At 62.6% G+C, this 26685-nt stretch carries 29 protein-coding genes, 1 pseudogene and 1 riboswitch; of the genes and pseudogenes, 17 read left to right on the forward strand and 13 right to left on the reverse strand.

What is annotated here, in order from left to right; translation table 11 throughout:
• Positions 1 to 312: hypothetical protein (locus tag CXQ96_RS16450; RefSeq protein ID WP_219816161.1), on the forward strand; the 312-nt coding region annotated here is incomplete at its 5' end.
• Positions 313 to 472: 160 nt separating this feature from the next.
• Here CXQ96_RS16450 and CXQ96_RS16455 read toward each other — a convergent pair.
• Positions 473 to 1402, reverse strand: coding sequence for a LysR family transcriptional regulator (locus CXQ96_RS16455; protein ID WP_308662997.1), 930 nt, complete (start codon positions 1400 to 1402; stop codon positions 473 to 475).
• A gap of 63 nt (positions 1403 to 1465) precedes the next feature.
• Here CXQ96_RS16455 and CXQ96_RS16460 point away from each other — a divergent pair, with 63 nt between their 5' ends.
• Complete coding sequence (locus CXQ96_RS16460; protein WP_029212122.1) at positions 1466 to 2527, forward strand: YeiH family protein; 1062 nt, start codon at positions 1466 to 1468, stop codon at positions 2525 to 2527.
• A gap of 225 nt (positions 2528 to 2752) precedes the next feature.
• Here CXQ96_RS16460 and CXQ96_RS16465 read toward each other — a convergent pair whose 3' ends face one another.
• On the reverse strand, positions 2753 to 3979 hold the full coding sequence (locus CXQ96_RS16465; protein WP_104119087.1) for an IS110 family transposase: 1227 nt from the start codon (positions 3977 to 3979) through the stop codon (positions 2753 to 2755).
• 444 nt (positions 3980 to 4423) lie between these two features.
• Between CXQ96_RS16465 and CXQ96_RS18165 the strand changes: the two genes are divergently transcribed.
• On the forward strand, positions 4424 to 4966 hold the full coding sequence (locus tag CXQ96_RS18165; RefSeq protein ID WP_146070920.1) for a hypothetical protein: 543 nt from the start codon (positions 4424 to 4426) through the stop codon (positions 4964 to 4966).
• Between the two features lie 277 nt (positions 4967 to 5243).
• On the opposite strand, the gene CXQ96_RS16475 is transcribed toward CXQ96_RS18165, so the two are convergent.
• The 6 genes from CXQ96_RS16475 to CXQ96_RS16500 all read right to left on the reverse strand — a co-directional run bounded on the left by CXQ96_RS16475 (position 5244) and on the right by CXQ96_RS16500 (position 10433).
• Positions 5244 to 5639 (reverse strand): single-stranded DNA-binding protein, encoded by a 396-nt coding sequence (locus CXQ96_RS16475; protein WP_104119109.1) that lies wholly within the window; start codon positions 5637 to 5639, stop codon positions 5244 to 5246.
• Between the two features lie 74 nt (positions 5640 to 5713).
• Complete coding sequence (locus CXQ96_RS16480; protein ID WP_104119089.1) at positions 5714 to 5983, reverse strand: glutaredoxin family protein; 270 nt, start codon at positions 5981 to 5983, stop codon at positions 5714 to 5716.
• A gap of 437 nt (positions 5984 to 6420) precedes the next feature.
• Positions 6421 to 7104, reverse strand: a complete 684-nt coding sequence (locus CXQ96_RS16485; protein WP_104119090.1) for a helicase associated domain-containing protein — start codon at positions 7102 to 7104, stop codon at positions 6421 to 6423.
• A 1241-nt stretch (positions 7105 to 8345) separates the two neighbouring features.
• Positions 8346 to 8522 (reverse strand): hypothetical protein, encoded by a 177-nt coding sequence (locus CXQ96_RS18520; protein ID WP_181036519.1) that lies wholly within the window; start codon positions 8520 to 8522, stop codon positions 8346 to 8348.
• A gap of 109 nt (positions 8523 to 8631) precedes the next feature.
• A complete protein-coding gene (locus CXQ96_RS18170) occupies positions 8632 to 9078 on the reverse strand; it encodes a hypothetical protein (protein WP_146070921.1) in 447 nt (148 codons plus the stop codon).
• Between the two features lie 137 nt (positions 9079 to 9215).
• Positions 9216 to 10433, reverse strand: coding sequence for a hypothetical protein (locus CXQ96_RS16500; protein ID WP_104119093.1), 1218 nt, complete (start codon positions 10431 to 10433; stop codon positions 9216 to 9218).
• A gap of 250 nt (positions 10434 to 10683) precedes the next feature.
• Positions 10684 to 10860, forward strand: a riboswitch (cyclic di-AMP (ydaO/yuaA leader).
• A gap of 247 nt (positions 10861 to 11107) precedes the next feature.
• On the opposite strand from CXQ96_RS16500, the gene CXQ96_RS16505 reads away from it, so the two are divergent.
• The 4 genes from CXQ96_RS16505 to CXQ96_RS16520 all read left to right on the forward strand — a co-directional run bounded on the left by CXQ96_RS16505 (position 11108) and on the right by CXQ96_RS16520 (position 14095).
• A complete protein-coding gene (locus CXQ96_RS16505; protein ID WP_258059165.1) occupies positions 11108 to 11695 on the forward strand; it encodes a LysM peptidoglycan-binding domain-containing protein in 588 nt (195 codons plus the stop codon).
• A gap of 331 nt (positions 11696 to 12026) precedes the next feature.
• Positions 12027 to 12713 carry a DsbA family protein gene (locus tag CXQ96_RS16510; protein ID WP_258059166.1) on the forward strand — a complete coding sequence of 229 codons (687 nt, stop codon included), beginning with the start codon at positions 12027 to 12029 and terminating at the stop codon, positions 12711 to 12713.
• Positions 12714 to 13580 carry a cytochrome c biogenesis CcdA family protein gene (locus CXQ96_RS16515; protein ID WP_104119096.1) on the forward strand — a complete coding sequence of 289 codons (867 nt, stop codon included), beginning with the start codon at positions 12714 to 12716 and terminating at the stop codon, positions 13578 to 13580.
• The gene (locus CXQ96_RS16520) at positions 13577 to 14095 is read left to right on the forward strand and encodes a hypothetical protein (RefSeq protein WP_104119097.1); all 519 of its coding nucleotides are present in this window, start codon (positions 13577 to 13579) and stop codon (positions 14093 to 14095) included. The genes CXQ96_RS16515 and CXQ96_RS16520 overlap by 4 nt, the downstream gene beginning before the upstream one ends.
• Here CXQ96_RS16520 and CXQ96_RS16525 read toward each other — a convergent pair whose 3' ends face one another.
• Together CXQ96_RS16525 and CXQ96_RS16530 are read right to left on the reverse strand one after the other, a co-directional pair.
• The gene (locus tag CXQ96_RS16525; RefSeq protein ID WP_258059167.1) at positions 14096 to 14899 is read right to left on the reverse strand and encodes a GntR family transcriptional regulator; all 804 of its coding nucleotides are present in this window, start codon (positions 14897 to 14899) and stop codon (positions 14096 to 14098) included.
• Positions 14900 to 15089: 190 nt separating this feature from the next.
• Positions 15090 to 15440 (reverse strand): DsrE family protein, encoded by a 351-nt coding sequence (locus tag CXQ96_RS16530; protein WP_104119098.1) that lies wholly within the window; start codon positions 15438 to 15440, stop codon positions 15090 to 15092.
• A 354-nt stretch (positions 15441 to 15794) separates the two neighbouring features.
• Here CXQ96_RS16530 and CXQ96_RS16540 point away from each other — a divergent pair, with 354 nt between their 5' ends.
• Positions 15795 to 17204: a rhodanese-like domain-containing protein gene (locus tag CXQ96_RS16540; protein WP_104119100.1), complete on the forward strand. Its 1410-nt coding sequence runs from the start codon at positions 15795 to 15797 to the stop codon at positions 17202 to 17204.
• Between the two features lie 87 nt (positions 17205 to 17291).
• On the forward strand, positions 17292 to 18569 hold the full coding sequence (locus tag CXQ96_RS16545) for an MFS transporter (RefSeq protein ID WP_104119111.1): 1278 nt from the start codon (positions 17292 to 17294) through the stop codon (positions 18567 to 18569).
• An 87-nt stretch (positions 18570 to 18656) separates the two neighbouring features.
• On the opposite strand, the gene CXQ96_RS16550 is transcribed toward CXQ96_RS16545, so the two are convergent.
• Complete coding sequence (locus tag CXQ96_RS16550; protein WP_104119101.1) at positions 18657 to 18914, reverse strand: metal-sensitive transcriptional regulator; 258 nt, start codon at positions 18912 to 18914, stop codon at positions 18657 to 18659.
• An 88-nt stretch (positions 18915 to 19002) separates the two neighbouring features.
• Between CXQ96_RS16550 and CXQ96_RS16555 the strand changes: the two genes are divergently transcribed.
• The 6 genes from CXQ96_RS16555 (at position 19003) to CXQ96_RS16580 (ending at position 23286) form a co-directional block, all read left to right on the forward strand.
• Entirely contained in the window at positions 19003 to 19635 is a 633-nt protein-coding gene (locus CXQ96_RS16555) for a rhodanese-like domain-containing protein (RefSeq protein WP_104119102.1), read from the forward strand.
• A gap of 96 nt (positions 19636 to 19731) precedes the next feature.
• A complete protein-coding gene (locus tag CXQ96_RS16560; RefSeq protein WP_104119103.1) occupies positions 19732 to 20031 on the forward strand; it encodes a rhodanese-like domain-containing protein in 300 nt (99 codons plus the stop codon).
• Positions 20032 to 20082: 51 nt separating this feature from the next.
• Positions 20083 to 20970: a sulfite exporter TauE/SafE family protein gene (locus tag CXQ96_RS16565; protein ID WP_104119104.1), complete on the forward strand. Its 888-nt coding sequence runs from the start codon at positions 20083 to 20085 to the stop codon at positions 20968 to 20970.
• Positions 20971 to 20998: 28 nt separating this feature from the next.
• On the forward strand, positions 20999 to 21370 hold the full coding sequence (trxA, locus tag CXQ96_RS16570) for a thioredoxin (RefSeq protein ID WP_104119105.1): 372 nt from the start codon (positions 20999 to 21001) through the stop codon (positions 21368 to 21370).
• 119 nt (positions 21371 to 21489) lie between these two features.
• Positions 21490 to 22845, forward strand: coding sequence for a rhodanese-like domain-containing protein (locus tag CXQ96_RS16575; RefSeq protein ID WP_104119106.1), 1356 nt, complete (start codon positions 21490 to 21492; stop codon positions 22843 to 22845).
• A gap of 33 nt (positions 22846 to 22878) precedes the next feature.
• A complete protein-coding gene (locus tag CXQ96_RS16580) occupies positions 22879 to 23286 on the forward strand; it encodes a DUF302 domain-containing protein (protein ID WP_104119107.1) in 408 nt (135 codons plus the stop codon).
• Positions 23287 to 23391: 105 nt separating this feature from the next.
• Here CXQ96_RS16580 and CXQ96_RS16585 read toward each other — a convergent pair whose 3' ends face one another.
• Entirely contained in the window at positions 23392 to 23742 is a 351-nt protein-coding gene (locus tag CXQ96_RS16585) for a metalloregulator ArsR/SmtB family transcription factor (RefSeq protein WP_104119108.1), read from the reverse strand.
• Positions 23743 to 23855: 113 nt separating this feature from the next.
• Between CXQ96_RS16585 and arsB the strand changes: the two are divergent.
• Together arsB and CXQ96_RS16595 are read left to right on the forward strand one after the other, a co-directional pair.
• Positions 23856 to 24719, forward strand: a pseudogene (gene arsB, locus CXQ96_RS16590) (ACR3 family arsenite efflux transporter); the annotation flags it as partial.
• Between the two features lie 60 nt (positions 24720 to 24779).
• On the forward strand, positions 24780 to 26387 hold the full coding sequence (locus tag CXQ96_RS16595) for a recombinase family protein (RefSeq protein ID WP_024476692.1): 1608 nt from the start codon (positions 24780 to 24782) through the stop codon (positions 26385 to 26387).
• On the opposite strand, the gene CXQ96_RS18175 is transcribed toward CXQ96_RS16595, so the two are convergent.
• Positions 26384 to 26593, reverse strand: a complete 210-nt coding sequence (locus CXQ96_RS18175; protein ID WP_146070922.1) for a hypothetical protein — start codon at positions 26591 to 26593, stop codon at positions 26384 to 26386. The two genes, CXQ96_RS16595 and CXQ96_RS18175, sit on opposite strands and share 4 nt — an antisense overlap.
• Positions 26594 to 26685 lie beyond the last annotated feature (92 nt).

Consider the following 26685-nt stretch of genomic DNA (forward strand, 5'->3'; position numbering starts at 1 on the left):
CCTTCGCAGGACGCTTTGAGAAAACCAACCACTAATGAAAACCGCCGGACCCCACACACCGTTTATCGGACAGACCCAAAGATCGAGGCTAGTTCCAGCGTTTCCACGGCGGAACTCGTGGAGTGGAAGAAGATTGTGTCGGACTCGGAATCGGAGTCGAGTGACAGGCAGATCCCCATACACAAGCTTGAGGGGTATGCCTACGTTGAAGCTGTGAGAGCTGATGTGCGCTCGGATCTTCAGGCTGCCGGCTATCCGGATGCTCCGACGCGCTTCATTGAGGTTTACTCGGGGTGGCTTGTGAAAAAGTGAAATACCCGACGCTAAGCGCTTTTTAAGCGTCGGAGGGACTAGGCCGTATCAGAAACGGAGGAACGCAGCACATAGGCGAGAACACGGCAACGGTTACACCTAGGCCCCTGCGATCCCCAGGAGGTGGAGCCAGTTCCCGCGGGCGTCTTGCGAACGATCGTTACCGGTCAGTTCGGGCGATGACATCCAGGAAGTCCCGTACATGAGGCGGCGGAGCCGTCCCCGCCCAGATGGCGGTGAGCGGGCGGGTGATCTGGAAATTGTTGATCCGAACTCGGACGAGTCGGCCGGCACGGGTGTCCTCGGACACTGCGAGGGAGCTCAGCGCGCCGGGGGCGATGCCGGCCATAATCGCGCTGCGAACGCCGAGCGTGGTCGTCAGCACGGCTGCGGGCTCGGCTGCGAGTGGAAAGCCCGCCACGGCGAGGGCGTTCTCGAGCGCTCGTCGGGTGCCGCTGCCGGTCTCGCGGAGCACCAACCCAGTGGCCGCCAGTTCACGAACGGACACCTGGCGGGTCTTCGCCCACCGGTGACCGTGCTGCACAACGACTTCGATGGTGTCGTAAGCAACAGTGACTGACCGGAGGCCGGCGGGAACGACAGGGGTCTCGATGAGCCCGAGGTCTGCGGTTCCCTCGCGTATGGCCTCGACGACCGTGCTGCTGTTGGCGGCTGTGAGCTGAACGACCGGGCCGTCATCGCCGTGAGAGATGCGCCACCGGGCGATCCATTCCGGTAGGAGGTGTTCTGCGATCGTGAGGCTCGCGGCGATGCGCATCATCTTCCCGCGATCCGTGCGGAGCGAATCGACAGCATCCGAGAACTCATCGGCCGCCGTCAGCAGCGTTGTTCCCCAGTCGACAATCAGCTCGCCCGCCGGAGTCAATCGCGAACCCCGTGCAGAACGCACCAGGAGTCGCACGCGCAAATCTTTTTCCAGTTTCCGGATGCGCAGAGACACCGCCTGCTGACTCACGCCCAACTGCGTGCTTGCCGCCGACATGCTGCTTTCCTTCACGACGAGCGCCAAGGCTCGCAGTGCCTCCAAGTCCGGCCCGTTGCGCATCTTCCGCCTCCCAAGCACAAGCATAACTTGTATGGCGGACGGTATCTGCCTCTACTCGCACGAGCGGTCCGAGGAAATGATGGATGCATGACCCATGCCCAGGACGTTGCGACCGCCCGACCGGAACACACGCTGCTTGCCCGAGTCCGCGCGCTGCTGCCCGGGCTTGTCCTCTGCCTCGCCGCGGCCGGAGCATCGTACGGGGTCAGCCTGCTGCTGCCGGGAGTCAGCCCGCTCATTATCGCGATCGTGCTTGGCGTACTCCTGGCCAACGTCGTCCGGCTGCCAGCGGCAGCCTCCGACGGCATAGACTTCTCCGCGAAAAAGCTCCTGCGCGCCGGCATCGTCTTCCTCGGACTCCAACTGGTACTGACAGACATCCTCGAACTCGGAGCCCCGATGCTGGTCGTCATCGTGTGCATTGTCGCCGGCGGACTGTTCGGCACCGTTCTCCTGGGGAAGCTGCTACGGGTTCCATCCGGGCTCTCGCTGCTAATCGCCTGCGGATTCTCCATCTGCGGCGCGGCAGCCGTGGCGGGCGCGGCAGGGGTCACCGATCCGGACGACGAGGCCGAGGAAGACACCATCACCGCGGTCGCCCTCGTGGTGATCTTCGGAACGCTGATGATTCCCCTCGTCCCACTGATCACGGACCTGCTTGGCCTGGGCTCCGAGACGGCCGGGATGTGGGCAGGGGGTTCCATCCATGAAATCGCGCAAGTCGTCGCCGCTGGAGGCATCATCGGTGGCGGAGCGCTCACGGTCGCGGTCATCGTCAAACTCGCCCGAGTGCTGCTGCTCGCCCCTGTCGTGGCCATCCTTAGCATCCGGCAGCGCCGTCTCAGCCGTACGGCAGGCGAACCCGGTCAACAGATGTCGCATTCGAAGCTGCCGCCCGTCGTCCCGCTGTTCATCATCGGGTTCATCGCGATGGTGTTCGTGCGTTCCTTCATCCCTCTGCCGGGCACCGTGCTGATGGCCGGTGGGCTGCTGCAGACAGGACTGCTGGCTGCAGCGATGTTCGGACTCGGCTGCGGCGTCAAGGTTCGGAACCTCGTCAAGGTGGGCCTCAAGCCCTTCGCCCTAGCCGCACTCTCCACCGTTCTCGTCGCAACGATCGCCTACTGCGGAGTCACCTTCGCAGGCTGAACATGGCCAGCACCAGGGCGTCATTATCACCCCTGGGATGGGAACACATCAACCTCACCGGTGACTACACCTGGCCCCGCGCCAACCACATCAAACCCGGCAAATACAGGCCGCTACGGCGCCAGGCAAAACCTTAGCGTCGGATAATTCACTTTTTCACAAGCCACCCCTACTCCGACTCGGACTGCAGCAAGTCCAGCTGATGCACTCTAGGTGCCTCGACTCCTAGACTGCCGCGGGCGCTTGTTCTGCTAGCCAGCTTCGGTACTTGATGGATAGAAGGTCGTTGCGGGTTCGTCCGCGCTCCAGGCGGGAGAGGTAGGACGGCCAATGATTGAGGTGCTCAGCCACTTGTTGCAAGGTGATACCAAGTTCACGTCGCCGTAACCGCAGGTCAGTAACTGTTGGCGCCGGGATCGGATTGGTGATTTGTCGGTAGACCTCGCGGGCGACGTAGCGCTTGAGGCACCGCATGATCTCTCGTTTGCTCTTACCTTCGGCTGTTCGTTTGTCGACGTAGTCCTTCGTCCTAGCGTCCGAACCCATCCTGACCAGGACGATGTGGTGCAGAGCGCTGTTGGCTTGGCGGTCACCACCGCGGCTGAGCCGGAAACGGGTTGATTTGCCGGAGGACGCAGGGACGGGCGCTACGCCGGCTAGTGCGGCGAATTGGGCCTCGTTGCTGATGCGCTCCTTGTTGTCGCCCATCGTGACGAGCAGCTGGGACGCGACGTCCGTGCCGACGCCCGGTAGGTCACACAGCAGCGGAGCATACGAATCGAGGAGCTCCTGTAAGGACTCATTCGCCTCCTCAATTTCTGCGGTCAGGTACTGATACCGCAGAGCGAGGGTCTTGAGCACTCGAGCAATGACATACACAGGATCAGCCAGGTGACCGGTGGGACGGGACTTTGCCATCATGGCGATCATCGGGACCGTGGGCATCCCTCGATACTTCGCCCTGATACTGTCCTCCGCGGAGACGAGCATGTCTCGGATCTGGTTGATCGTCGCCGTTCTCGACTTGATAGCTGAAGCCCTGCTGGTGCGCAGAACGCGAAGGCACTCCACGGGTCCGTCCTTGGCTTTTGGGACGGCCGTGCTGATCCCTGCCAGGACTGACTGAGCCGCCTGGTAGGCGTCGAGGGGATCTGACTTTCCACGCATGTGTCGCTGTTGACGGTTAGGTCTGTTCACCTCCGTGACAGGGATTCCCGCCTGTTGCAGAGCTTTCGTCAGCCCGGCCCCATAGGTGCCTGTTCCCTCGACTCCCACTCCCCCGGGGATGCCATGAGCGGTGATGAAGTCGACCGCCTTGCGGTATCCAGAACTGGTGGCCAGGAACTCCCGATCTGCTATCGGTTTCCCGTAGTCCGTAATGATAGCGACGTGGTGGGTGTCAGCGTGGGTATCGATGCCGGCGAAGATGCGGTGCTGCTCCTGCTGTGACATGCGTGCCTTCCTTTACTGATGGGCATCACACGTTGGAACGGGCAGACAATACGGTAAGGGGACGTGATCAGGCTCCTATGAGGTCATGACCGTGCCGTGTGAGGCGATCGCGGGCCGGCGGACAAGTCATGTGCAGGACAGAAGCCAGAAGCTTCGTCATGTGGACAAAGGGTCACGCCATGCTCGCGATCAATTCCATCATTACCGTGGACAGCAGGAACCAGCCTGACCGTCTGCACACACCCACCACGTCACCAGCACTGGAGTCGCACCTCGAGCGAGCGGTGGGCGGTGCACAGCCTAGTTTCGGGGCAATAATGGGTCGATGGGGCCAACGCCAGTGCCGGCGGGCCTGCGTCGAGCGGTGTGCTCTTTAGACCAAGGTGGGGCCAGAAACGACGAGATCACCGGAATTAACAGGCTCTACTGAGGGGGATAAGGACGATGAACAAGACAAAAATAGGTGGCATACTGCTGGTCGCAGGATTGATGCTGACAGGGTGTGGCACCGGACAGAGTAGCGAAGCGAACAAGGTAATGAGCCTTACCCCAAGCTACGCAGAACTGTTCACGACTGTTCCTGGTCTGACTAAGGCCGCCGATGCAGTGGTCGTGGGAACGGTGACCGCATCCGTCGATGCTCCACCTGTGGACGGACTTCCATTTACCAATGCTCTGGTGGAGGTTGAGGAATGGGTGAAGGGCGGCGCGGAAGATAACCAAGTCACCATCCACCAAACTGGGGGCACCCTCGACGGCGTAGCCTTCCTGGATGAGGACAACCCGCTATTAGAGGTAGGAGAGCGCGGTATCTTCTATCTCCAGAAAGTTCCGGCCGGCTATGTAACCCTGAGCGGCCCAACTGGACGAATGACCATTGCCGAAGGCAAAGCACTACCTCTGCCAGCATCCACACTGACCGACATCGGTACATTCAAGGATGTCTCTGCGGTTATCGCCGAAACCGAAAGACTCAGCACCGAATAAGGCCGACGCGCAATAGAGGGGGACGTTATCACCGTGTAGAGGTAACGTCCCCCTTTTGCTGCTTTTTCCAATCTGCCCCATAAAGTCACTACTCCTTGACTGCGTCCAACGGTGGCGCTGGGGCCACGCATAACCGTCACAACAACCCGGCGAGTCATGAAGTGGGGCCAGAAATAGCCGTCCTACCGGGGCCAACTAAACCTGTCACAGCCACCTGACCTCCCGACAACCAAACCGAAGGCCAACTCACGGGTACTCGACCAGCACCTCAGACCCCCTAACTTGAGTTCCCACCTATCGAGGCTTCAGTTTTCTCGAACCCACGGGGGACTGTCGAGTACCTGAGTGACGGGCCGACCTCGTCGACCTCGACCTCCATGATGGTGCGCTTCTCGCCTTCCTTGGTGTCGTAGGAGCGGGACTTCAGCCGCCCCTGAGCGATGACGCGGGTTCCCTTGGTGAGGCTCTCGGCGACGTTCTCAGCGGATTCCCGCCACACACTGCAGCGCAGGAAGAGGGTTTCCCCGTCCTTCCATTCGTTGGTTTGCCGGTCGAAGGTGCGCGGGGTGGAGGCGATGGTGAAGTTCGCGACCGCGGAACCTGAGGGTGTGAAGCGGAGCTCGGGGTCTGCGGTGAGGTTCCCGATGACGGTGATGGTGGTTTCGCCTGCCATGATGATCAACTTGCCTTTCGTGGTGCGTGTGGTGCTGCCGTTATGTGGGTGAGTAAATGAATAATTGAGTGGATTTACGTGGAGGTAGCCAGTGCGATGACGTGGCTGATCTTGGTGGGGTTCAGTCCTGACCAGTGATCCTCGGTGCCGTCCTTGGCATACACGACGACTGGTGCCTGGGAGTAGCCGAGCCCGCCGTCTGCTGGATCGCCGGTGATGTACTCCCGGGCTGCCGGGGTGGTGGAAATGTCCACGATCTGTGGGATGAGTCCTGCGTCCTGGAACTTCTCGATGGTCTTCCGGCAGGGGAAGCATCCTGGTTTGGTGTAGATGGTCAGGCTCATAGCATTCAGTCCTTGGTTACGTATCGGTTGTAGTGAGAGTCAACTGCTGTACTGCTGGGTCCATCCTGAGGTTCCCCTCTGACACTTCAGGGGCCTTGACCGGGATTCCCGGTCTTCCCCTGCCTGCCCGCTGGGAACGGGAACACGAATACACGAAAAACACTGATCTCCTTGTCCCTGCCTTGATGCCCTGCCCCTGTGTCTTCGCTCCTCCCCCTTTGTTTTTTGCCTGCTGGCAAGCTCGCTTGCTTGCCCCTGACGGAGCTGGGTTCAACCCGTAGGGCAGCACCCGCAGCGGGAATGTGGGAGGAAGTAAGCGACCGGCAGGGAGCGCCGGACATCATTGCTGTGCGGGTGTAGCCGGCCATCGGCCGGTTGACGCTGCGGAGCGGGGGCGCATAATCCGTAGGACAGCAGCAAAAATTCTGTGAGCTGTGTCAGCCCGAGCGCAGCGAGGCCCGCGTGGTTTTCCAGCTTGGGACGGTCCGGTCGAGGATTTCCCGTCTGGTGGGGGTGAGTTTGCCGGCGCGGGCTTTGGCGCGTTGGGTTTGGATCCAGATGTCGAGAGTGGCTTCCAGTTCTGTGGCGTTCTCGTTCTGGCGGTGGGGCATGCGCCCGCTGTCCTGGATGAACTGCAGCAGTTGGTTGTGGACGGTGCGCCAGTGGGTTTCCCGATCGCCGATGACGTTGCCCCGCCATTGTCCGAGGGTGTCGAGCTGCCGGGACTGGTCCTCGGTCATGCGGCCTTCGGTATAGCGGGCGCGCTGGTGCCGGAGCCACCGGTGCAAGCCCTTCTCCTCCGGGTTCGGGGAGAGCTGCTGTGGGAACCGCCCCCGGTCCTGGACGAAAGACCGCAGTAGCGCGAACTTGTCTTCCCAGGGCTCCCGGTACGGCGCGGCCGGTTGTGGTGGCACCGGTGCTGGTTGGTCGTGAACGAGCAGCCGGCGGCCGGGGATCGTCGGGTCGCGGCGTTCCCGGGAGCGGATGTGGAGCCTGACCTTTTCGTAGTCGATCCGGCAAAGCGTAGCGATCTGCCTGATGGTGAGCCCACGAATGTACATGAGGGTCCATTCCCCGCGGGACGTCGCCGGCCCCCACTCACCGGAATCATCACAGTTCATCAGGCGGTAGGCCGGCGGCTGTTAGGCGTTGGGCCAGAGATCACTGAAAGGCCGGTCCCAGGTGAGGTTCACCGGCCCAGTTACAGCAGCACTAAGCGGTAAGGCCCTCGTAAGGGCTTCCTCGGCTACGCTGGGCCGCTCGTAGGCGACCTCGTGGGCCGAGTGGACGAAGTCGGTGGTGCTCATCTGGTTTCCCCCTGAAACTGACTTTCCTACGTGGTTACTGTACCGGGGCTATTGGTGCGGTCACGGGGTTTGAGTTGGTGTGTGCTGATGTCGTGTGAATTGCGGCGGCCGGAGGAGAACGTAGCTCGGGAAATGGAAACTCATCAAGGTGCTGCTGCAGTGCTGACTAATATCGGCGGGTATCAATCAAGACTCCAAGCATCTGCACGTGCACGTCTACAGCGGCGCGCGCCGATAACTCGCAGGTCGCTTCACCATTCAGCGCGCTAGTAGAGGTTGACGTGGCCCTCTGACCAAAACGATTCGACGCAGATCCGGTGAGACGATGAAAACGTCCCCTTAACGATCGTTACCGACCCTATTCCCGCTCGCCCCTGGTCCGTACCGCAAGTGCGGGCCCAGCGGCCACGGCCTGGACAATTCGACTCCTGTCCTCCCCCTCGGTCCACACGTACGGCACCCGTCGCACAATGCGCTCTGGTGCGTGAGCCCAAATTGCGCGCTCAGCCTCCATGTACTCTTCCGGCGTCCCCCACGTTGGCGGCACGTCGGCGCAGTGATGCCCTTCCCGCCAGTGCCGCGCGACCGTGCTTTTCGGCACCCGAAGTGCCGTCGAAGCCTCTCGCACTGACATACCAGCCTCGCGGGCATCATAGACAGCCATATGCAATAGCCGCGCCTCCTCGTGCTGAGCGATACTCGCTCGCACCCGTGCTACCTCAAACGCTTGTGACGTCGTCGTGAACTCAGTCATGACCACCTTTCGCCAGTATCCCACCATGGAACATCTTCGACTGTCCCACCGTGGGACACAGGTTGTCAATCGGTCGATCTTTACGCTCGTCTGTGGACGCACTAACTCCTAACGTTGATATTTGACGAATTCACAAGCCACCCTAGGAGGGCTTGACGGTGTGGTGCGGGGCCACATAATCCGTAGGACAGCAGCAAAAAAACGCCGTAGGCAGATCAGTGGGGACGGACGCGACCGCCAGGGAGCGGCAGGCCCCGCACGCAGCCCGGAGCGAAGCGAGGACCGCTTCCTTGGACTGTTGTTAGGCGTCGGGCCAGATGTACCGGTCGGTGACCTCGGGGGACTGATTCCACGCAAGGTTGACCGGGCCGTTGATTGCGGAGAGCTGCATGGAGTCAGTGAGTGCTTTCTCGGCTGGGCTCGCAGGCAGCTCGTAGGTGATCTGGTTTGTGGAGTGTACGTAGTCAGTGCCGGCCATGGTCTCTCCTACAGTTTTGGGGGGTGAATTTACCGTAGCTGCCTGGGTGGCGCGGCACGGGTTTCACTCCGCGCGTTCGGGAAACATCCTCGTGCAGGGTCTGGAGTGGCTAATTGAAGGAGCGTTTGGAACCGGCGCTGGTCGGCCCGAGCACCACTCCCTCAGGAAGCGGAGTGGGTGATTCACGGCTGTGAGGTACGACCCCAATCTGGAATGGGTCTTCGTAGACGATTCTGCCCGGGTCTGCTGATCGCGAATGCTGATAATCGACATTGTGGCTCTGCAATATCCCACAGAGCGCAGCAACTCGGTCGACCATCTCGGCCGGAAGTGGATCTTTGAACCAGGTCACTGCACCGATCGTGTTCCCGTCTTCGTAGAAGGGAGGGTTCGGCAGTTCAGATCTGAACCAATCGTCTACGTCGAGATACAGTGCCGCTTCATTGTCCGCGAGATCACCTGCTCTTCGAAGATGATCCACTGCTACAAAAAGCCCCACCTCAACACCCAAGCGGCCAAAGTACTTTGCATGGAATCTTGAATATTCACCCGCCATAGCTGGAGCCTAGCAAGCTGGCTTGGTCGCGTCAGCGTGTGAAGCGGCGGCCGGAGGAGATGTTCCTATAGACAAATCGGCAATATGGATCGGTGCCTGGAATTCTCGCTTGTACGGCTGATCTTCGCGCGGAAGACCTATGGACTTCCGGCGGTGTGCGCAACCGCGTATGTCCCGTCTTGGTTTGTGGGGAAGAGAGCTGTCCCGTCGGGAAGCACGGCTATGGGAAGGGCATACTCGCCCGAGGTCAGTGTCTTGCCCGATTGGAGATCGATTTTGACGGATTGGCCGTCTACCCGCGCATAGGCCACTCCTGCACCGGCGGCTGTTGTGGCAGCTGGGCTATCGGAGTCTTTGGTCCAGATCACACCCTTTCCTGCACGTACTGCGGTGATGCGGTATGCACCGTTGGCCCGTTGGGAAGTCAAGAGGACGGTTTGGGTGGCGTCATCGATCGTGGCCTCACCGGAGGGGATTCCATCCACCTGGCCCAGTGCCGCACCGGTCCTGAAATCGTGAAGTACGGCAACTCTCTGCCCTGCGGAATCAGTCCAGTTCAGGATCAGGATGTTTCCAGTTGACGGCCCGTAATCGCCATCGTATCGGACGGTGCTCCCTGCGTTGACGTCGATGAATCCTGGACTGAGCTGGGTTGAGCTCCAAAGCGTGTCGCCCGAGCTGGTGTCGATAGCAGTGAAACTTTCTGCGGTGCCCTGCAGGGCGGTGCCGTGGTGCTCGTAAAGGGCCATTCCGGCCGGTTCGCCGACGACTACGCCGGATGCGGCGTCCAACAGCGTGGCCGGTGTGCGCTCGTTCGTGAGCGCCTTGGGCGTGTTTGCGAAGATCAGTCCGCTTCCCGGGGACGGGCCTGGAACCTCCGTCGGCCCCCATAGCGGTTTCGCGTCCGCGGCGGAAAAGGCGGTAGCCACAGTAATGCTCACGCCGCCCTGACGGTTCTGACTGGCGTCGGAGTCCAAGATGACGATCGCCGCTTCGTCTCCGACCCGTGTTGCCACTGTCCCCACACAGGAGGGGTTGGTATCCACCCGCCAGATGGTGCCGGTCGCGTTGAAGCCGTAAAAACTCAGCTGGGAGTCCCCGTCCCGGGGGAAAACCGAACCGACGAAGGTGCCCCCTACTACAAACGGCGTACTGTCGATTTTCACCTCAAAAGCGGGTTCGAATCCCGGGAACAGCCGATTGTCGACGACTGCCTGAGACGCAGTCGTCGGCGGTTCACCTATGTCGACGCGTCGGGCACCAGTCCGCTCAGTGCCGGGAAGGCACCCCGTCACAGCCAATAGCGCGATCAGTGAGATGCTGAGCGCCGTGCGCCCTCGAATATGTTCGAACATTTCAAAATCCGACGGTAGCATGCACCAGGACGACCGCAGTCCGATGCGCCGCAATCTGCCGATCCCACTGCTGGCAGCCAACGGGCGAGGAACGCTCGTGCACACCAAACTGTGCGGACCAAGCGCTGAGCGACGCTGGCGATCAGGTTCGCGCTTGAGAGAATCCCCGCGTTGCAAATGTTTATACATTTGAGACATTTCTCTGTACATTGGAGGTGCGTCGCGCGTCTTCGCGGCGTCCTCAGCTTGTTACCGAACTCTGCCGCTCGCTGAGGTTCCCAGTAAGAACACTGTGGCAGGGGCGGGGGAACCACTTTTGGGTTCCATCTGAACTCTTGGGGTTAAGTCGTCCGATACCCGTATCGGATGACCGGGTGACTCCCACCCGAATCCGACAGCTAACCTCGCAGGTATCGGGAGAGGCTACTTTCGTGTCATTGAAGAACACTCATGCCCGCCACCGTGCGGACACCACCAGTCCGTTGGCAAAAATGTGGGGCACCACCCCCGGATCCCAGCATTCTCGTCCGCGACAGGCCGCAGTCGTCGTCGTCGGCGCTGGAATGCTTCTCGGAAGTGCGGTACCGGCACAGGCGGGAGCAATATCCTCCGCCCCCGCTGCGGATGTCACGGCGGTCCAGACTTGGAGCGCACAAGCAGGTTCGTCTTACACGGTGCAGTCCGGGGACACCCTGGGACAGATCGCGGCGCAACACGGTATCGACCTGTCGGCCCTTCTGTCGTTGAACGGCCTGTCCTTGGAGTCCGTGATTTACCCCGGCGATCGCATCAACCTCACCGCCCCGGCTGCTGGTCCGGCAGCAGCTCCGGCAGCGGCCCCCCGGCTGATGACGTTGGCTGGCTCGATCGGGTCAGCAGGAGAATCGTCTTCCGCGGTGCCGGACACCAGCCGGGAGGAGTCGGCGTCCTCGTCGACCAACCAGGCGATCCTCGCAGCAGCGCGCGCCCAGCTGGGAGCAGTTCAGGACTGCACTGTTCTGGGCGAGGTTGCGTTGCGCGCCGCCGGGATCCCGGGCGTCGGGGACGAGTCCCCCGAGTCGCTGATGGCCTATGCGACACCCGTCTCAAACCCGCAGCCGGGCGACTTCATCTACTACGCCGATGGCGGCATGGGCTTTTCGCATAATGCCGTCTACATCGGGAACGGCCAGGCGATTCACAGCGGCTGGAATGGCAACCAGACTGTCATCGAAAGCGTCGATGTCGGATCCGGTCCGGTTTACTACCGGGTGAACGCCTAGCCTTCCGGCTCACGGGCCCTGCCATGGCTGCGCTGTGGCAGGGCCCTGGCGGAAAATAAACCGGACCCGGGAAGCAGCGGGACCTTCCCGGCAACCGAGCACACATGCCGCAATCCGAAATCGGGGTCGTCGCTCGGCGGTGCGGGCTTGGCACCCCCCAGCCCCTTAGGTCCTGCACCTGACAAGTCATGCATCTGGGCGAGCCCTGCAGTCTGCAGGTCCGCCTCCGCATACACAGACGCCTGTGCGGTTCTGTGTGTAGTCCGTTCAAGGAGTTGAAGTGTCGTCCTCCCATTCCCCCGCACCCGAGCGGTCGAGCAGGCGCGCCCTGGTGGTGTCCATCGCGGTTGCCGTCTCGGTTCTTCTGATCCTGCTGATAGGCATAATCGCTTCCCGCGGTGGTGCTTCACAGGAGGCAAGCACCACAACTTCTCCCGGGCAAAGTGCAGCTGAAGAGCCTCTGGATTTGTCACGGCGGGCCGCTGGTGATCCGACCGCGCTCGGCGAGGTGGATGCCCCCGTGGTCCTGATCGAGTACGCGGATTACCGCTGCCCGTTCTGCGGCTTGTTCTCCCGGGAGACCCTGCCACCGCTGGTGGAGAAATACGTGGAAAGCGGTGAACTGCGTATTGAATGGCGAGACTTACCGGTCTTCGGTGAACAGTCCTTCACCGCAGCGGTCGCAGGGCGGGCGGCCGGTGAGCAGGGTCGGTTCTGGGAGTTCAACAAGGCGGTCTTTGCCGAAGCACCCAAACGTGGCCATATCGACCTACCGGAAGAACGGTTACTCGAACTGGCGCAGGAAGCCGGGGTACCGGACCTGGAGAAGTTCCGGAACGACCTGCAATCGGAAGAACTTGCCGCAGCGGTCACCAACGATGCACGAGAAGCTGCATCCCTTGGCGCCACTGGAACCCCAACCTTCCTGGTCAATGACACACCCTTGATCGGGGCCCAGCCCCTGGCCGCGTTCGAGCAGGCCATCGAAGGTGAGCTCAAAGAAGCGGGTCAACGGTAAATGGTCATCGGTTACGCCGGAGCCTTCATCGGTGGCCTGCTGAGTCTGTTGAGCCCGTGTTCGGCCCTTCTGCTGCCGGCCTTCTTCGCGTACGCCTTCACCACTGCCACCAGGCTTGTGGCCAGGACCGGGCTGTTCTACCTGGGACTGCTTGCAACCCTCGTTCCGATGGGTATCTTTGCCGGCGCGCTCGGGTCCCTGCTGACCCAGCATCGCACTGCCCTCATTGCCACCGCTGCAAGCCTGGTCATCGTCCTGGGCCTGATCCAGCTGCTCGGAATCCGCCTACCCGCGTGGTTCCGCAGCGGTGCCCGGGGAGAAGGTTCACGATTGTCCGTCTTTGTTCTCGGTACCGTCTACGGGGTGGCCGGTGCCTGCACCGGACCCATTCTGGGTTCAGTCCTGACGGTGGCCGCAGTAGGAAGCAATCCCGTGTATGGCGCGGTGTTGCTGGCAGTGTATGCGCTCGGAATGGCGCTGCCGCTGTTTGTGTTGGCGCTCTTCTGGGATCGGCTGGGGATTTCCGGGCGGCGCTGGCTACGGCCCCGGCCGGTCACGGTGGGCCGATGGTCCAATTCAGTGGTGATGATCATTTCCGGCAGCCTTTCCATCGGAATAGGAATACTGCTGCTGGCCACCGACGGCACCGCGGGCCTTGGCGGGTTGCTCACCGTATCCGATCAGTTCCGCCTTGAGTCGGCCGCCAGCGGAGCAGCTTCGGCTCTACCCAACACCGCGTTCATGGTCGCCGCTGCTGCACTGTTGGCGCTGGCTGCCGTCCTCAACTGGAGAATCCGGCGACGCCCCAAGCCAGGCGGAACCGACCGCCCACCATCCAACGATCACGAAGAAGAGAGCGTTCAATGACGAACAGCGTCCGTAGTGTAAGAGCCCGCAATTCACTGGCTTCAGCTTTGGCGCAATGGCCCGTCCGGCGATGGTTCGCCGCCACCGGTGTCGCAATCCTGACCTACTTGGTCGTGGCAGTCCCTACAGATTTGATCGATACCCCGTTGTTCACCCGTGAGGTTCCACCGACGTGGTGGTCCTTTCCTGCCCTGGCCCTCACGGCTGGCCTGACCGGCTTGGTTACCGCGACCTACGTCGCACGTGAGCAAAGCATCAAGGAAAACCCGCACTGCCGGCTGGGAGCAGCCGGGACAGTAGTATCGTTCTTCGCGGTCGGATGCCCGGTCTGCAACAAGCTTGTGCTGCTGGCCTTGGGGACCTCCGGTGCGATGCAATACTTCGAACCCATCCAACCATTCCTGGCTGCCGTTTCCGTGGCCCTGCTCGCGTGGGCCTTCCATAAACGAGCAACATCAGAAGACCGCTGCCTCATCCCAGCAGCACCGGCTGCCGGGCAGCCGGTCAACGGCTGATTACTGTGCAAGGCCGGACAGGATCCTTCGGCCGGCTGCACGGTTCGGATCGGCCTTGCATCCGAATGATGTCGCTATGGCCATTCTTTCGCCCAGGATGTAGCTGCGGCGGAACTCCACGGTCTGGGCGCGGTAGCACCCTGAGCGTTCAATGAGCAGCAGCGGCTCACCTTCGTCACAGTTCAGGAGGGCAGCCTGATCCGCGGAGGCGGAGACGGCGGTGAGTTGCTCCGTACCGCCGTCGAGCACTATGCCACAACGACGGTCCAATTCCTCATACAGGGCGGCCTGGGAAAAGTCGGCTTCCAGCAATTTCGCGGCCACCCGTCCCGGGAGCCATACCTGGTCCAGCCCCAGAGGTTTCCCATCGGCCAACCGCACACGGGAGAGGTGGAAAAACTCCGTGTCTGCGTCCAGGGAGATGTGCTCGGCAATGAAAGGATCCCGGGTGAGATGCTGCGCCAGCACAATGCTGGAGTGGTTCATACCGGACTCCCGGATGGAAGCCAAGATGCTGTAGATCGGGCCGTAGGCGGTGCTGCTGCCCGCTACCACGACAGGCTTACGCCCAGGCTGGGCAGTGATATGCCCAGCCTCACGCAACGGACGCAACGCAGCCCGAATCGTCCCCCTGCTCACGCCGTACCGTTTGGCCAGCTCCACCTCCCCCGGGAAGCCCGAAGCAAAAACGCCGTTATGAATTTCCTCCATCAGGTCGGCACTGACCTTCTTCCACAACGGCGCGCCGGTCCCGCCGGAGGCAGAAAGCCTGGTGGGGGAAGACGACGGCTGGTGAGTGTCCATGAATGCCTCGACTGCTATGTGCGAACATTGCCGTGGTATGACACTACGTCATTGCCCGGAGATGGCTTGTGAGACGGAGTCACTGCGCCAGACGCGTGAACACCTACCGCGAACACACCCTGTATGAAACGAAACCTGCGACATGAGGGAACGTAAACGCTGCCCTAGCCATCGGCAGCCCGAACCATGCTTACACCCGAAGGTAAGCCGCGCCGTCGAACTGACGGTGGGCGATGTGCGCGACGGCCGCGGGGATCACTTTCACCCCTGAAGGCAGGGCGGAAGGGTCGATCCCGGCGGACCGGAGGCTGTTCCCGCAGGCATAGACCGATACTGAGGGTTCCGGAACCTCTGCGATCGCCTTGTCTCCGATGAGCTGACCGACGCTCGGCCCCTGGACGAGAATTTCGATTTCCACGTCGGGCAGCTCCGCTGCGGCGTTCCCGGCGACCCGCATGGCCATGGCAAGGTCCGGGAAGGGCTCGTGCCCCGGCCCGGCCAGATGCAGGACCAGCACCCTGGATTCAGGTGTCGCGCTCATGCTGAGCGTCCGAACAGTCGACTCAGCCAGTTACCGGCTCCGGAACCCTTTTCCTTTGTGGTGGTGCGCCCGTTGACCGTGGCGCAGGTGCAGCGCTCACTGTTGGGTACGCCTCGCATGACCTGGTCGACGTGGTTTCCGCATCCGCTCCAGGTGGTCTTGCGGCAATACATGCAGGTGGTTGTCCGACACATCTGAGGTTCCCTTTCCGTTGAATCAGCTTCCTTAACGATACCCCATAGGGTATCTAACCCCCACTCCTCAGGCACTTGTGCGAATACCCCCCTCGGTATTACTGTTGATCCCAGAGCGATACCCCCACGGGTATCGAAACGGACTATCGGAAGGAAGATCATGCTTCTTGAGCGTATTTATGACGAGGACCTGGCCCAGGCGAGCTACTTCATCGGCTGCCAGACCAAGGGCGAAGCCGTGGTGGTCGATGCCCGCCGCGATATAGCCACGTACCAGGAGCTGGCTGCGGCCAACGGTATGAAGATTGTTGCGGTGACCGAGACCCACATCCACGCCGATTACCTCTCAGGCACGCGGGAACTGGCGGAAGCGACCGGGGCGGACATGTACGTTTCCGGTGAGGGTGGGAATGACTGGCAGTACGGTTTTGACGCCGAGCGGCTCTACGACGGCAGCACCATCACGTCCGGCAATATCACGATCAAGGCGGTGCACACTCCCGGGCATACGCCCGAGCACCTTGCCTTCCTGATCACCGACGGCGCGTTCAGCGACCAGCCCGGCTACCTCCTCTCCGGTGACTTCGTCTTCTCGGGCGACCTGGGCCGGCCTGACCTGTTGGATGAGGCTGCCGGCGGGCTGGATACCCGTTTTGTCGGTGCGAAGCAGCTCTTCGCGAGCCTGCGGGAGAAGTTTCTGACCCTGCCTGATCATGTGCAGGTCTACCCGGGCCACGGTTCGGGTAGCGCCTGCGGCAAGGCATTGGGCGCAATCCCGTCCACGACGGTGGGTTACGAGCGCCTGTACGCATGGTGGGGCCCGTACCTTGCAGCCAATGACGAGGAAGGCTTCGTCCGCGAACTCCTCGACGGACAGCCCGATGCCCACGCCTACTTCGGTCGGATGAAGCGGCAGAACCGTCTCGGCCCGGACGTGATGGGGCCCCGTGGCGACCTGCCGCAACTGGATAATCAAGCACTTGCCGGCGACCTGACGGAAGACCGCGTGACCTTTGTTGACACCCGCTCGAACGATCAGGTGCACCAGGGAACAGTGACCGGGGCCTTGAACATCCCCGCCGGCACCAAGATGGCCAGCTTCGGCGCCTGGGCGTACGACCCGGAAACCGACGACCGGCCGCTGGTCCTGCTGGCCCCGGACCAGGAAGCGGCCCAGGACATGTGGGATCACCTGGTACGTGTCGGCATCGACAACGTCACCGGTTTCACCCCGACCCTGGACGGGCTGCCGATCACCACACCGAAGGTGCTCGCCCCCGGCGACCTCGAGGACTTCGGCGCAGCGCTGCTGCTCGACGTGCGGAACAAAACCGAACACGCCGCCGGCAGCATCCCGGGTTCTGAACAGCTCAGCGCCGGCCGGGTGCTCTGGCACCAGGACCAGCTCCCCTCCGAGGGCACGATCGTTACCTTCTGCCAGAGCGGGGTCCGGAACTCCGTCGCGGCCAGCGCCCTGCGCCGCGCCGGGCACGACGTCGTCGAACTCGACGGCAGCTACGCAGGCTGGGCAGCGTGGAACGCCTCTCAGGAATCAACCTCGGTCAGCTAACAGGCTGACTCCACCGACAGGCAATGGGTCCGCTGCTTCACGCGCGGACCCATTGCCGTGCCCACCCCGACAACCTCGGAGCACCTCGTGACTCGCAATGAACTGGCCGGCACGGCCCAACTCGGCCTGAGAGCAAACGCCGCGCAGTTCAGTCTGCTGGTCGCAGTGAACGCACTCGTTGGAGGTGTAGTCGGCCAGCAGCAAACCGTGCTGCCCCTGCTCGCCGCCGAAGACTTCGGCCTGACCGGATACACGGTCATTTTCACCTATATTGCCGCCTTTGGAATCACCAAGGCAGCCAGCAATTACACCGCCGGAATCCTCGTCGACCGCATCGGACGTAAACCCGTGCTCCTGATCGGCTGGCTCTTCGCCGTACCGGTCCCCGTGATGCTCATCCTGGCCCCGGACTGGGGATGGGTGGTCGCGGCGAACGTTCTGCTCGGCATCAACCAGGGCCTGACCTGGTCAACCACCGTCGTCATGAAAATCGACCTGGTGGGCCCCGAAAAACGCGGCCTCGCCATGGGACTGAATGAAGCCGCCGGCTACGGCGCCGTTGCCATCACGTCCCTGCTGGCCGGACATCTTGCCGCCACCTACGGCCTGCGGCCGGCACCATTCCTACTCGGAGCAGCCTACGTGGCTCTCGGATTGACGCTCTCAACACTGCTCGTAAAAGAAACCCAAGGCCACGCCGCCCTCGAACAACGCCAACAGACGAACCAGCCCTTACCCCTGCACGTAGCGACAGCACCGGGCAGCTGGCATGTTCTCGCCTTGAGTACCTGGCGCGAACCCGCCCTGGCTTCAGCCAGTCAGGCCGGGTTGGTCAACAACCTCAACTTCGGCCTCGCCTGGGGCCTGTTCCCGCTTCTATTCGCAACAGCCGACCTCTCATTGGGACAGATAGGACTCCTCTTCGCCCTCTACCCCGGCGTCTGGGGCGTCGGCCAACTCGTGACCGGTGCCCTCTCCGACCGCTACGGCCGCAAACGCCTCATCACCACCGGCATGGGCCTGCAGGCTGCAGCGCTGAGCGTCATCGCCCTCGCCGAAACCTTCCTGGGCTGGGCAACTGGAACCATACTGCTGGGCGCGGGCACTGCCATGGTGTATCCGACACTGCTGGCAGCCATCGGCGATGTCGCAGAACCAGCATGGAGGGGACGCGCGGTAGGGATCTACCGGCTCTGGCGCGACCTTGGCTACGCCTTCGGGGCTGTTGTGGGCGGAGTAGTCGCAGACCTCGCTGGCCTGCACGCAGCAGTATGGGCCGCCGCGGCCCTCAGCGCCATCGCAGCCCTCATCGTCGCAGTCCGCATGTATGAAACCCACCCGCCGGCGCCGTCCCAGTCAAGCTAGGCGCACGCTGCCGTCCGATCACAGGGCAGCAGAACGACAGGGGCGTCATGCGGAGTTCCCACATGACGCCCCTTATCGAATGGTCGTTCAGGCCAGTGCAAGGAAAAGCTTCTCGAGGTCTTTCTTGTCCATGGCGTTGCCGCCTTCGGCCATGCACTGCTCCAGGCCCGAGGAAATGATTGCGAACCCGGCACGGTCCAACGCTTTCGAGACGGCCGCCAACTGGGTGACGACGTCCTTGCAGTCCCGGCCTTCCTCCAACATCCGGGTGACCGCCGTGAGCTGTCCGGTGGCGCGCTTGAGCCGGTTGATCACCGGCGTGAGTTCAGTGGTATCGAGCTGCACAAAATCCTCCTGGAAGACGAAAATGACTACCCCAAGTGTATACCCCCTAGGGTTTGTTGCATACCCCAGGGGGTATGTGGCAGGATTGATGCTGACAGTTCAACCCACTGAAAATTCGAAAGGGAAACCTTTGGCTTCCAACACCTCCACCGTGACCGCCCTGGATCCTAAAACCCTGCGTGAGTGGATCAGCCAGCATGAGGACCTGATCATCGTTGACGTTCGCTCTGCCGCTGAATTCGAGACCATGCACATCCGAGGCTCCTACAACGTTCCACTTCCACTGCTCTCCGAGCACACCGCTGAGCTCGCCGAACGGCTCGGACAACGGGTTGTGTTGGTCTGCCAGTCCGGCGTCCGCGCCGAGCAGGCACGCCAGCGCCTCGGCGGAGCGGGTATCAGCACTGCCCAGGTCCTCACCGGCGGCGTGCCCGGTTTCGCCGCTGCCGGCGGTGATGTAGTCCGCGGCGCCCAGCGCTGGGATCTGGAACGCCAGGTGCGCCTGACCGCAGGATCCCTCGTGATCGCGGGGCTGCTGGCCGGCAAGCTCGTCTCACCCAAGCTCCGCCTGCTGGCCGGGGCGATCGGCACCGGGCTGACGTTCTCGGCGGCGACCAACACCTGCGCCATGGGCAACGCCCTGTCGAAAATGCCGTGGAACAAGACCGCCAGCGAACCCACCGCCGCCGCAGCGATCAACCAGATCCCGGCCGGCAACTAACAAAGACTCCGTGTGCCCTGCCCGTCCCCCATCGGGCAGGGCACACGGCACCATCCCTGAACCACATCCCCGACCCGACAGGAGAAGGAACACATCATGGCTGAAATCACCATTCACGATGCGAACGCACGCCGGGACCAGGACCAGATCCTTGACGTCCGCGAAGACTTTGAGGTCGCCGAGGGCATGATCCCCGGTGCCCTGCACATCCCGATGGGGCAGCTGATGTCCCGCCTGGATGAACTGGACAAGACCCGTCCGGTCATCGTCGTGTGCCGCAGCGGCAACCGCAGCGCCCGGGTCGCCGACGCACTGACCACCGCCGGCTACACCGCGGACACCATGGGCGGCGGCATGCTCGATTGGCAGGGCGAAGGCTTTCCCACGACGCGCTGACCCGCACCAACCTGCCTGCCTGCTTGCCTGGCTGCCTGAAAGGACACCCTCATGAGCGTTGTTTTGCTCGCGACCGTACTGCTCTCCGTAGTGATCGGTCTTTCGCTCGGCCTGCTCGGCGGCGGCGGATCCATCCTGACCGTACCGATCCTCACCTACGTCGCCGGTCTCGACGCCAAGGAAGCAATCGCCGCCTCCCTCTTCGTCGTCGGTGTGACCTCCGCGGTCAGCGTCGTCGACCATGCCCGCAAAGGCCGGGTGAAATGGCGCACCGGTCTCATCTTCGGGGCAGCCGGAATGGCCGGCGCCTTCGGCGGCGGACTCCTCGGCGGACACATCCCCGGGACCATCCTCATGATCGCCTTCGCCCTCATGATGGTCGCCACCTCCATCGCCATGATCCGCGGCCGTAAAAACAAGACCAAGACCGCCACCACGCACGATGGGGAACTACCCATAGTCAAGGTCATCGTCGAAGGCCTCATCGTCGGCCTGGTCACAGGCCTCGTCGGCGCAGGCGGCGGGTTCCTCGTCGTCCCCGCCTTGGCCCTGCTCGGCGGCCTGTCGATGCCCATCGCCGTCGGGACCTCCCTCGTGGTGATCGCCATGAAATCCTTCGCCGGGCTCGCCGGCTACCTCACCACTGTCACCCTGGACTGGGGCCTCGTCGCCGCCGTCACAGCAGCCGCCGTGCTGGGATCCCTCATCGGCTCCCGCCTGGCAGGACGTATCCCCGAAGCAGCCCTCCGGAAGGGTTTCGGAATCTTCGTCCTCGTCATGGGCGTCTTCGTCCTCGTCCAGGAACTCCCCACCCTGTGGGGAACCGCCCTCGCAGTCACCGCAGGTGTCCTTGCGGTCGCCGCCGCAGCGTGCTGGTTCTTCCTGCCACGCTGCCCCCTACGCACACCCCTAAACCGGCGCACCGCCGAAGCACACTGAACATCTGAAAAGCCAAGGAGTCATTGCCATGAGCACTCTCAACCTCACCGAACAAAACTTCGCCGGAACCCTTCAAAGCAGCTCGATCATGCTGGTCGACTTCTGGGCCGCCTGGTGCGGACCCTGCCGCTCATTCGCCCCGACCTTCGAAGCCGCCTCACAGAAGCACCCGGACATCGTATTCGGCAAGGTCGATACCGAAGCAGAACAGGCACTTGCCGGCGCTGCGAACATCACCTCCATTCCCACCCTGATGGCCTTCCGTGACGGAGTCCTCGTCTTCTCCCAGCCCGGTGCGTTACCGGCTCCGGCACTTGAACAGGTGATCAGCGCCGTGAAGGACATCGACATGGACGCCGTCCGCGCCGACATCGCCCAGCAGGAACAAAACCGCTCCTGACACCCACAAACCACCGCGCTCAGCTGGTCCCGATAGGGCGGGCCCGGCTGCTGGCCCGGTCAACGGGCCCGCGGGTACGGTGGTTTGCATCAAACGAGGCATTCAAGGAGGAATCCGGCATGGACGTCATCACGATTGAAACCGCGCCGCTCGGGGACCGCAGCTACCTGATCCACGATGGGCAAGTGGCCCTGGTGATCGATCCGCAGCGTGACACCGACCGGGTGGAGAAAGAAGCCGCGAACGCCGGCGTCCAGATCACCCACGTCGCAGAAACCCACATCCACAACGACTACGTCACCGGCGGACTGCAGCTGGCCAAAGACCATCACGCCGCATACCTGGTCAACTCCGCCGACCAGGTCAACTTCGACCGCACCCCGATCTCCGACGGGCAAACCCTGCAAATCGGGAAAATGACCCTGCGGGCAGTCGCTACCCCAGGGCACACCCACCACCACCTCTCCTACGTCGTCACACACGAGGACCGGCAGGCTGTGTTCTCCGGCGGGAGCCTGCTCTACGGATCCGTTGGCAGGACCGACCTTGTCAGCGGCGATGACACGGTACCGCTGACCCACGCCCAATACGCTTCAGTGCGGCGTCTGGTGGAGGAAACAACCCCGGAGGCCGGCCTCTACCCAACCCACGGCTTTGGATCCTTCTGCTCCTCCGGCCCAGCCAGCGGAGCCGACTCCTCAACCATCGGCGAACAAGTCCAGAGCAACCACGCCCTCACGGACCAGGACGAAAACCACTTCGTCCAGGAGCTGATCGACAACCTCAGCGCCTACCCGTCCTACTACGCCCACATGGGACCGGCGAACACCGCTGGTCCGGGTCCGGCCCATCTCGACGTCCCCCATCCACTGAACGCCGAAGACCTCACCGCCAGACTCGAACACGGCGAATGGGTGATCGACCTGCGCAACAGGATTGCCTTCGCACGCGACCACCTCCACGGCAGTGCCAGCTTCGAATACGGCGACGGCTCGAACTTCACCACATTCCTCGGCTGGGTCCTGCCGTGGGACCGGCAGCTCACGCTCGTCGGTGAACGCGACGACGTTGAAAACGCGATCCGTGATCTCTCCCGAATCGGCATCGATCAACCCGATGTGGCCCTCGGCTCCGACCCGACAGCTCTTGCCCCCAACGCCGTCCGGAACTCCTACCCGAGTGTGGGCTGGGAAGAGGTCCGCGCGGACCTCTCAGAGCAGGAAGACGTCATCCTCGACGTGCGCCGCACCGACGAATACGACACACAGCACATCGAAGGAGCGATCAACGTTCCCCTCCACGAACTGCTGCGCCGCATAGACGAAGTGCCCGATCGGAGGCTGTGGGTACACTGCGGATCGGGCTACCGGGCATCAGTCGCCGCGAGCCTGCTGCAACGGGCCGGCAAGAACGTCGTTCACATCGACGGCATGTTCGACGACGCCGAAAAAGCTGCCCTGCCCATGAACCGGTAACCCCCATCCATCTCAACCGCCCAGGAGAAACTCATGGCCTACACACACTCCATCACCTCCAGCCTCCCCTGGAAAGACGCTGTCGAGCGCACCAGGGATGCGCTCTCACAGGAGGGCTTCGGCGTCCTTACTGAAATCGACGTCCGCGCCACCTTCACCAAGAAACTCGGACAGGAAGCCGGGGACGCGGTCGGGGACTACATCATCCTCGGCGCCTGCAACCCACAACTGGCGCAACGCGGCATCACCGCAGAACCCCAACTCGGTGCCCTCCTACCCTGCAACGTCGTCGTACGACGCGCCCCCGAAGACACCACAACAACCATCGAAACAATCGACCCCCAAACCATGGTCCAGGTCAGCGACTCCGACGCCATCCGCGACGTCGCAAACGACGCCGACGAACGACTCAAACGAGCCCTCAACAACATCGCCGGGTAAGCGGGCGGATCTAATCAACTACTCCGGGGAGATGTTCCTATAGACAAATCCGGCGCAGATCATATGAGGTGAGGAACACTCAAAATTCGGACTGCGGTTCTTTGCCTACAGCGTGGTGATGAGTCCCGCCGCTTTGTCGAGGGCGCCGGGAATAATCGAGTAGTAGGCCCAGGTACCGCGTTTTTCGCGGTGCAGCAGGCCGGCTTCGACGAGGATCTTCAGATGATGTGACACCGTCGGCTGCCCAAGGTCCAGAGGCTCGGTCAGGTCGCACACACAGGACTCTCCGGATTCGCCTGCCTTGACGATGGACAGCAACCGTAGCCGGTTCGGGTCCGCCAGCGCCTTGAACATGAGGGCCCGCTGCTGCGCGTCTTCGACACTGATTGCTGGCTGCTCGGAGGGGAGGCAGCAGGAAGCATCCTGTGTGGGTTCGAGTGTTTGCGCAGTGTTCATAGGACCCATTATGCACATGGATTGACAATGATCGATATAGCTGGTGGTATTCATATCGATTCCTATCAATTTATCTGCTTCCCAGGAGCTCCGTGAGTATTCAGACCGACCCCCTGCCGTCCCCTGGCGCTGACGCCGCCGTCGTTGGCAAGCTGTCCACCCTCGACCGTTTTCTTCCGGTGTGGATCATCGCTGCCATGGTCCTCGGCCTCCTCCTTGGGTCACTGATCCCGGGATTGAACACTGCCCTCGAGGCGGTGAAGGTCGGTGAGGTGTCCTTGCCGATCGCGATCGGGTTGCTGGTGATGATGTATCCGGTGCTGGCGAAGGTCCGCTACGACCAGACTCACAGGGTAGTGGCTGACCGGAAGCTCATGATCGCGTCGCTGGTGATCAACTGGCTTGCCGCACCGGCGTTCATGTTCGCCCTGGCGTGGATCTTCCTGCCGGATCTGCCGGAGTACCGTACCGGCCTGATCATCGTCGGTCTTGCCCGCTGCATCGCGATGGTGATGATCTGGAACGACCTGGCCTGCGGCGACCGCGAGGCTGCGGCGGTGCTCGTCTTCATCAACTCCGTCTTCCAGGTCATCGCGTTCGGTGCGCTCGGCTGGTTCTATCTTCAGGTCCTACCGGCTTGGTTGGGCCTATCCACCACCAGTGCGGACTTCTCCTTCTGGGCCATCACGGTCTCGGTCCTGATCTTCCTGGGCATACCATTGTTGGCCGGATTCCTGACCCGGACGATCGGCGAGAAGGCCAAGGGCAGGCACTGGTACGAGAACACGCTCCTGCCAAAGCTCGGCCCTTGGGCGCTGTACGGGCTGCTGTTCACGATTGTGCTGCTCTTCGCACTGCAGGGCGAAACCATCACCGCCCGTCCCCTCGACGTCGCCCGCATCGCCCTGCCGCTACTCGTCTATTTCCTGGTGGTCTTCGCCGCCGGCATGCTGACCGGCAAGTGGCTGAACCTCGGCTAGCCGAGGTTCTGTAAACGCACCTACCTCTCGATGAGAGCTAGGAAGGCGGTGGCTGAGATGAGCCACGATCAGCAGGAACGAACCGCAGGCAATGAGCCGAACGACCAGGCGACGGCGCAGGCGTCGCCGTCGTTGCGGGCGGTGGTGTATGTGCGGATCAGTGATGATCCCGAGGGCACCGAGCGCGGTGTTGACCGGCAGGAAGCTGACTGCCGGGCGTATGCGGCAGCGCACGGGTGGGAAGTCGCCCAGGTGTACCGGGAGAACGACACGTCGGCGTTCAAGCAGCGCACGATCACACTCCCGACGGGTGAGCGGGTGCGGCGCGTGGTGCGCCCGGAGTTCCGCGCGATGTTGAAGCACCTCAGCGAGCAGCGCGCCGGGGTGATGATCGCCTACGACCTGGATCGGGCGGTGCGCGACCCGAGAGACTTGGAAGACCTGATCGACGCCAAGGTACTCAACGGCTTCAGCGTCCGCTCCGTGACCGGCTCGCTGAGGTTGGATACGGATTCTGATGTGGCGATGGCGCGGGTGCTGGTCGCGATGGCGAACAAGTCCTCAGCCGACACCGCCCGCCGTGTCGCTCGGGCGGCGAAGCAGCAGGCCATCGAGGGCACTTGGCATGGTGGGCAGGTGCCGTTCGGCTACCGCGCCGAGAACCACACGCTCGTGATCGACCCCGAGGCTGCCGAGTTGGTGCGGGAAGCCGCGCGGCGGGTGCTGGCCGGAGAGACGTTGTACCGGATTCTCACCGACTGGAACCGGCGGGGTATCCGTACGACGCACGGGTGCCGGTGGTCGGATCGGACACTCAAACTGGTGCTGCGCAACCCCTCGATCAAGGGGGTACGGGAGTATCGACCGTTGTTGCCGGACGGCACCCGGTCGAAAACCTCCCTGATGCAGACGACCGCCGCGTGGCCCGCGATCTTGGACGAGGACACCTGGCAGCAGGTCTCCGATGTGCTCGATGCCCGCAAGCAGGCCCGAAACTTCCATCAGCCCGGCAGTGGGGCGGCGAAACGGCTGTATCCGTTCTCGGGTCTGATCCGCTGCTCGACCTGCGGACGCGCCATGCTGCATCGCGGCCAGGTGTATCAGTGTGTGCAACAGGTGCCGGGCGGGTGCAACCGCTCGATCCGTTCCGGCGACCTCACCAAACTCGTGGAGGAAGCCGTGCTCGCGACGTTCGAGCAGATCACCCTCAACCCCGCCAAGCGCCAGTCTCCGGGCGCGGATCAGGCCGCACGAGTGGGGCTTGCCGCGACGCTCGATGCCGACCGGGAACGCCTCGCCCGGCTCGATGATGACTACTACGACGGGTTGATCGACAAGTCGATGTGGGTGCGGCAACGCTCACGGATCGCCGAACGCATCGAACGCACCCGCCGCGAGTACGCCGCCACGGTGCCGGAGCACACTGGCCCGTCGATTGATATGACGACCGTCGCACAGGAGTGGGCCGACCGTACCCCGATGTGGCAGCACCAGGCCGCCAGTCTCGTCCTTGAAGCCGTCCTCGTTCACGCCCTGCCCAGGGGGATGAACGGCGCGACACCGGCGAGGCGGCGCAATGAGACCGTCGAAGCGTTTCATGCCCGCCGTGAGGTGTACCGGGCGGGGATTCTCGCACATCGGGTCGAGTTCGTCTGGCGCGCCTAACGCCCCCGCGCCTTCGGCAGGCCGCAGAGGGCTTGCAGTTGCTCACGCACCCGTGGGTCAGCGATGACCGGAGGCAGGCCCTGCGCTGCGCGGCTCTCCCGCGCGAGGCGTGCGCCGAGTGGTTCGGGGGCATCGGTCGAGGCTGGTTCGGGCGTGGTTGTGGTGGTCTGCGTCGAGGTATCCATGTAGACAGGTACGACAGGCAAACCACAACATCTAGTTGTACGGGGTCAGGACGTTGGTTGCAGTCGGCTGATCGGGGGGTTGCCTCCGAGGGCTGAGTGGCGTCGTCCAGTGT

Origin of the sequence: Arthrobacter sp. B1805, from assembly GCF_002929745.1 — a bacterium.
Lineage (GTDB): Bacteria > Actinomycetota > Actinomycetes > Actinomycetales > Micrococcaceae > Arthrobacter_D.

Excerpts from the sequence above, each read along its gene's own strand:
- CXQ96_RS16455 (WP_308662997.1), bottom strand. The coding sequence starts at position 1,402 with ATGCTTGTGCTTGGGAGGCGGAAGATGCGCAACGGGCCGGACTTGGAG.
- CXQ96_RS16460 (WP_029212122.1), top strand. The coding sequence starts at position 1,466 with ATGACCCATGCCCAGGACGTTGCGACCGCCCGACCGGAACACACGCTG.
- CXQ96_RS16465 (WP_104119087.1), bottom strand. The coding sequence starts at position 3,979 with ATGTCACAGCAGGAGCAGCACCGCATCTTCGCCGGCATCGATACCCAC.
- CXQ96_RS18165 (WP_146070920.1), top strand. The coding sequence starts at position 4,424 with ATGAACAAGACAAAAATAGGTGGCATACTGCTGGTCGCAGGATTGATG.
- CXQ96_RS16475 (WP_104119109.1), bottom strand. The coding sequence starts at position 5,639 with ATGGCAGGCGAAACCACCATCACCGTCATCGGGAACCTCACCGCAGAC.
- CXQ96_RS16480 (WP_104119089.1), bottom strand. The coding sequence starts at position 5,983 with ATGAGCCTGACCATCTACACCAAACCAGGATGCTTCCCCTGCCGGAAG.
- CXQ96_RS16485 (WP_104119090.1), bottom strand. The coding sequence starts at position 7,104 with ATGAACTGTGATGATTCCGGTGAGTGGGGGCCGGCGACGTCCCGCGGG.
- CXQ96_RS18520 (WP_181036519.1), bottom strand. The coding sequence starts at position 8,522 with ATGGCCGGCACTGACTACGTACACTCCACAAACCAGATCACCTACGAG.
- CXQ96_RS18170 (WP_146070921.1), bottom strand. The coding sequence starts at position 9,078 with ATGGCGGGTGAATATTCAAGATTCCATGCAAAGTACTTTGGCCGCTTG.
- CXQ96_RS16500 (WP_104119093.1), bottom strand. The coding sequence starts at position 10,433 with ATGTTCGAACATATTCGAGGGCGCACGGCGCTCAGCATCTCACTGATC.
- CXQ96_RS16515 (WP_104119096.1), top strand. The coding sequence starts at position 12,714 with ATGGTCATCGGTTACGCCGGAGCCTTCATCGGTGGCCTGCTGAGTCTG.
- CXQ96_RS16520 (WP_104119097.1), top strand. The coding sequence starts at position 13,577 with ATGACGAACAGCGTCCGTAGTGTAAGAGCCCGCAATTCACTGGCTTCA.
- CXQ96_RS16525 (WP_258059167.1), bottom strand. The coding sequence starts at position 14,899 with ATGGACACTCACCAGCCGTCGTCTTCCCCCACCAGGCTTTCTGCCTCC.
- CXQ96_RS16530 (WP_104119098.1), bottom strand. The coding sequence starts at position 15,440 with ATGAGCGCGACACCTGAATCCAGGGTGCTGGTCCTGCATCTGGCCGGG.
- CXQ96_RS16540 (WP_104119100.1), top strand. The coding sequence starts at position 15,795 with ATGCTTCTTGAGCGTATTTATGACGAGGACCTGGCCCAGGCGAGCTAC.
- CXQ96_RS16555 (WP_104119102.1), top strand. The coding sequence starts at position 19,003 with ATGCTGACAGTTCAACCCACTGAAAATTCGAAAGGGAAACCTTTGGCT.
- CXQ96_RS16560 (WP_104119103.1), top strand. The coding sequence starts at position 19,732 with ATGGCTGAAATCACCATTCACGATGCGAACGCACGCCGGGACCAGGAC.
- CXQ96_RS16565 (WP_104119104.1), top strand. The coding sequence starts at position 20,083 with ATGAGCGTTGTTTTGCTCGCGACCGTACTGCTCTCCGTAGTGATCGGT.
- trxA (WP_104119105.1), top strand. The coding sequence starts at position 20,999 with ATGAGCACTCTCAACCTCACCGAACAAAACTTCGCCGGAACCCTTCAA.
- CXQ96_RS16575 (WP_104119106.1), top strand. The coding sequence starts at position 21,490 with ATGGACGTCATCACGATTGAAACCGCGCCGCTCGGGGACCGCAGCTAC.
- CXQ96_RS16580 (WP_104119107.1), top strand. The coding sequence starts at position 22,879 with ATGGCCTACACACACTCCATCACCTCCAGCCTCCCCTGGAAAGACGCT.
- CXQ96_RS16585 (WP_104119108.1), bottom strand. The coding sequence starts at position 23,742 with ATGAACACTGCGCAAACACTCGAACCCACACAGGATGCTTCCTGCTGC.
- CXQ96_RS16595 (WP_024476692.1), top strand. The coding sequence starts at position 24,780 with ATGAGCCACGATCAGCAGGAACGAACCGCAGGCAATGAGCCGAACGAC.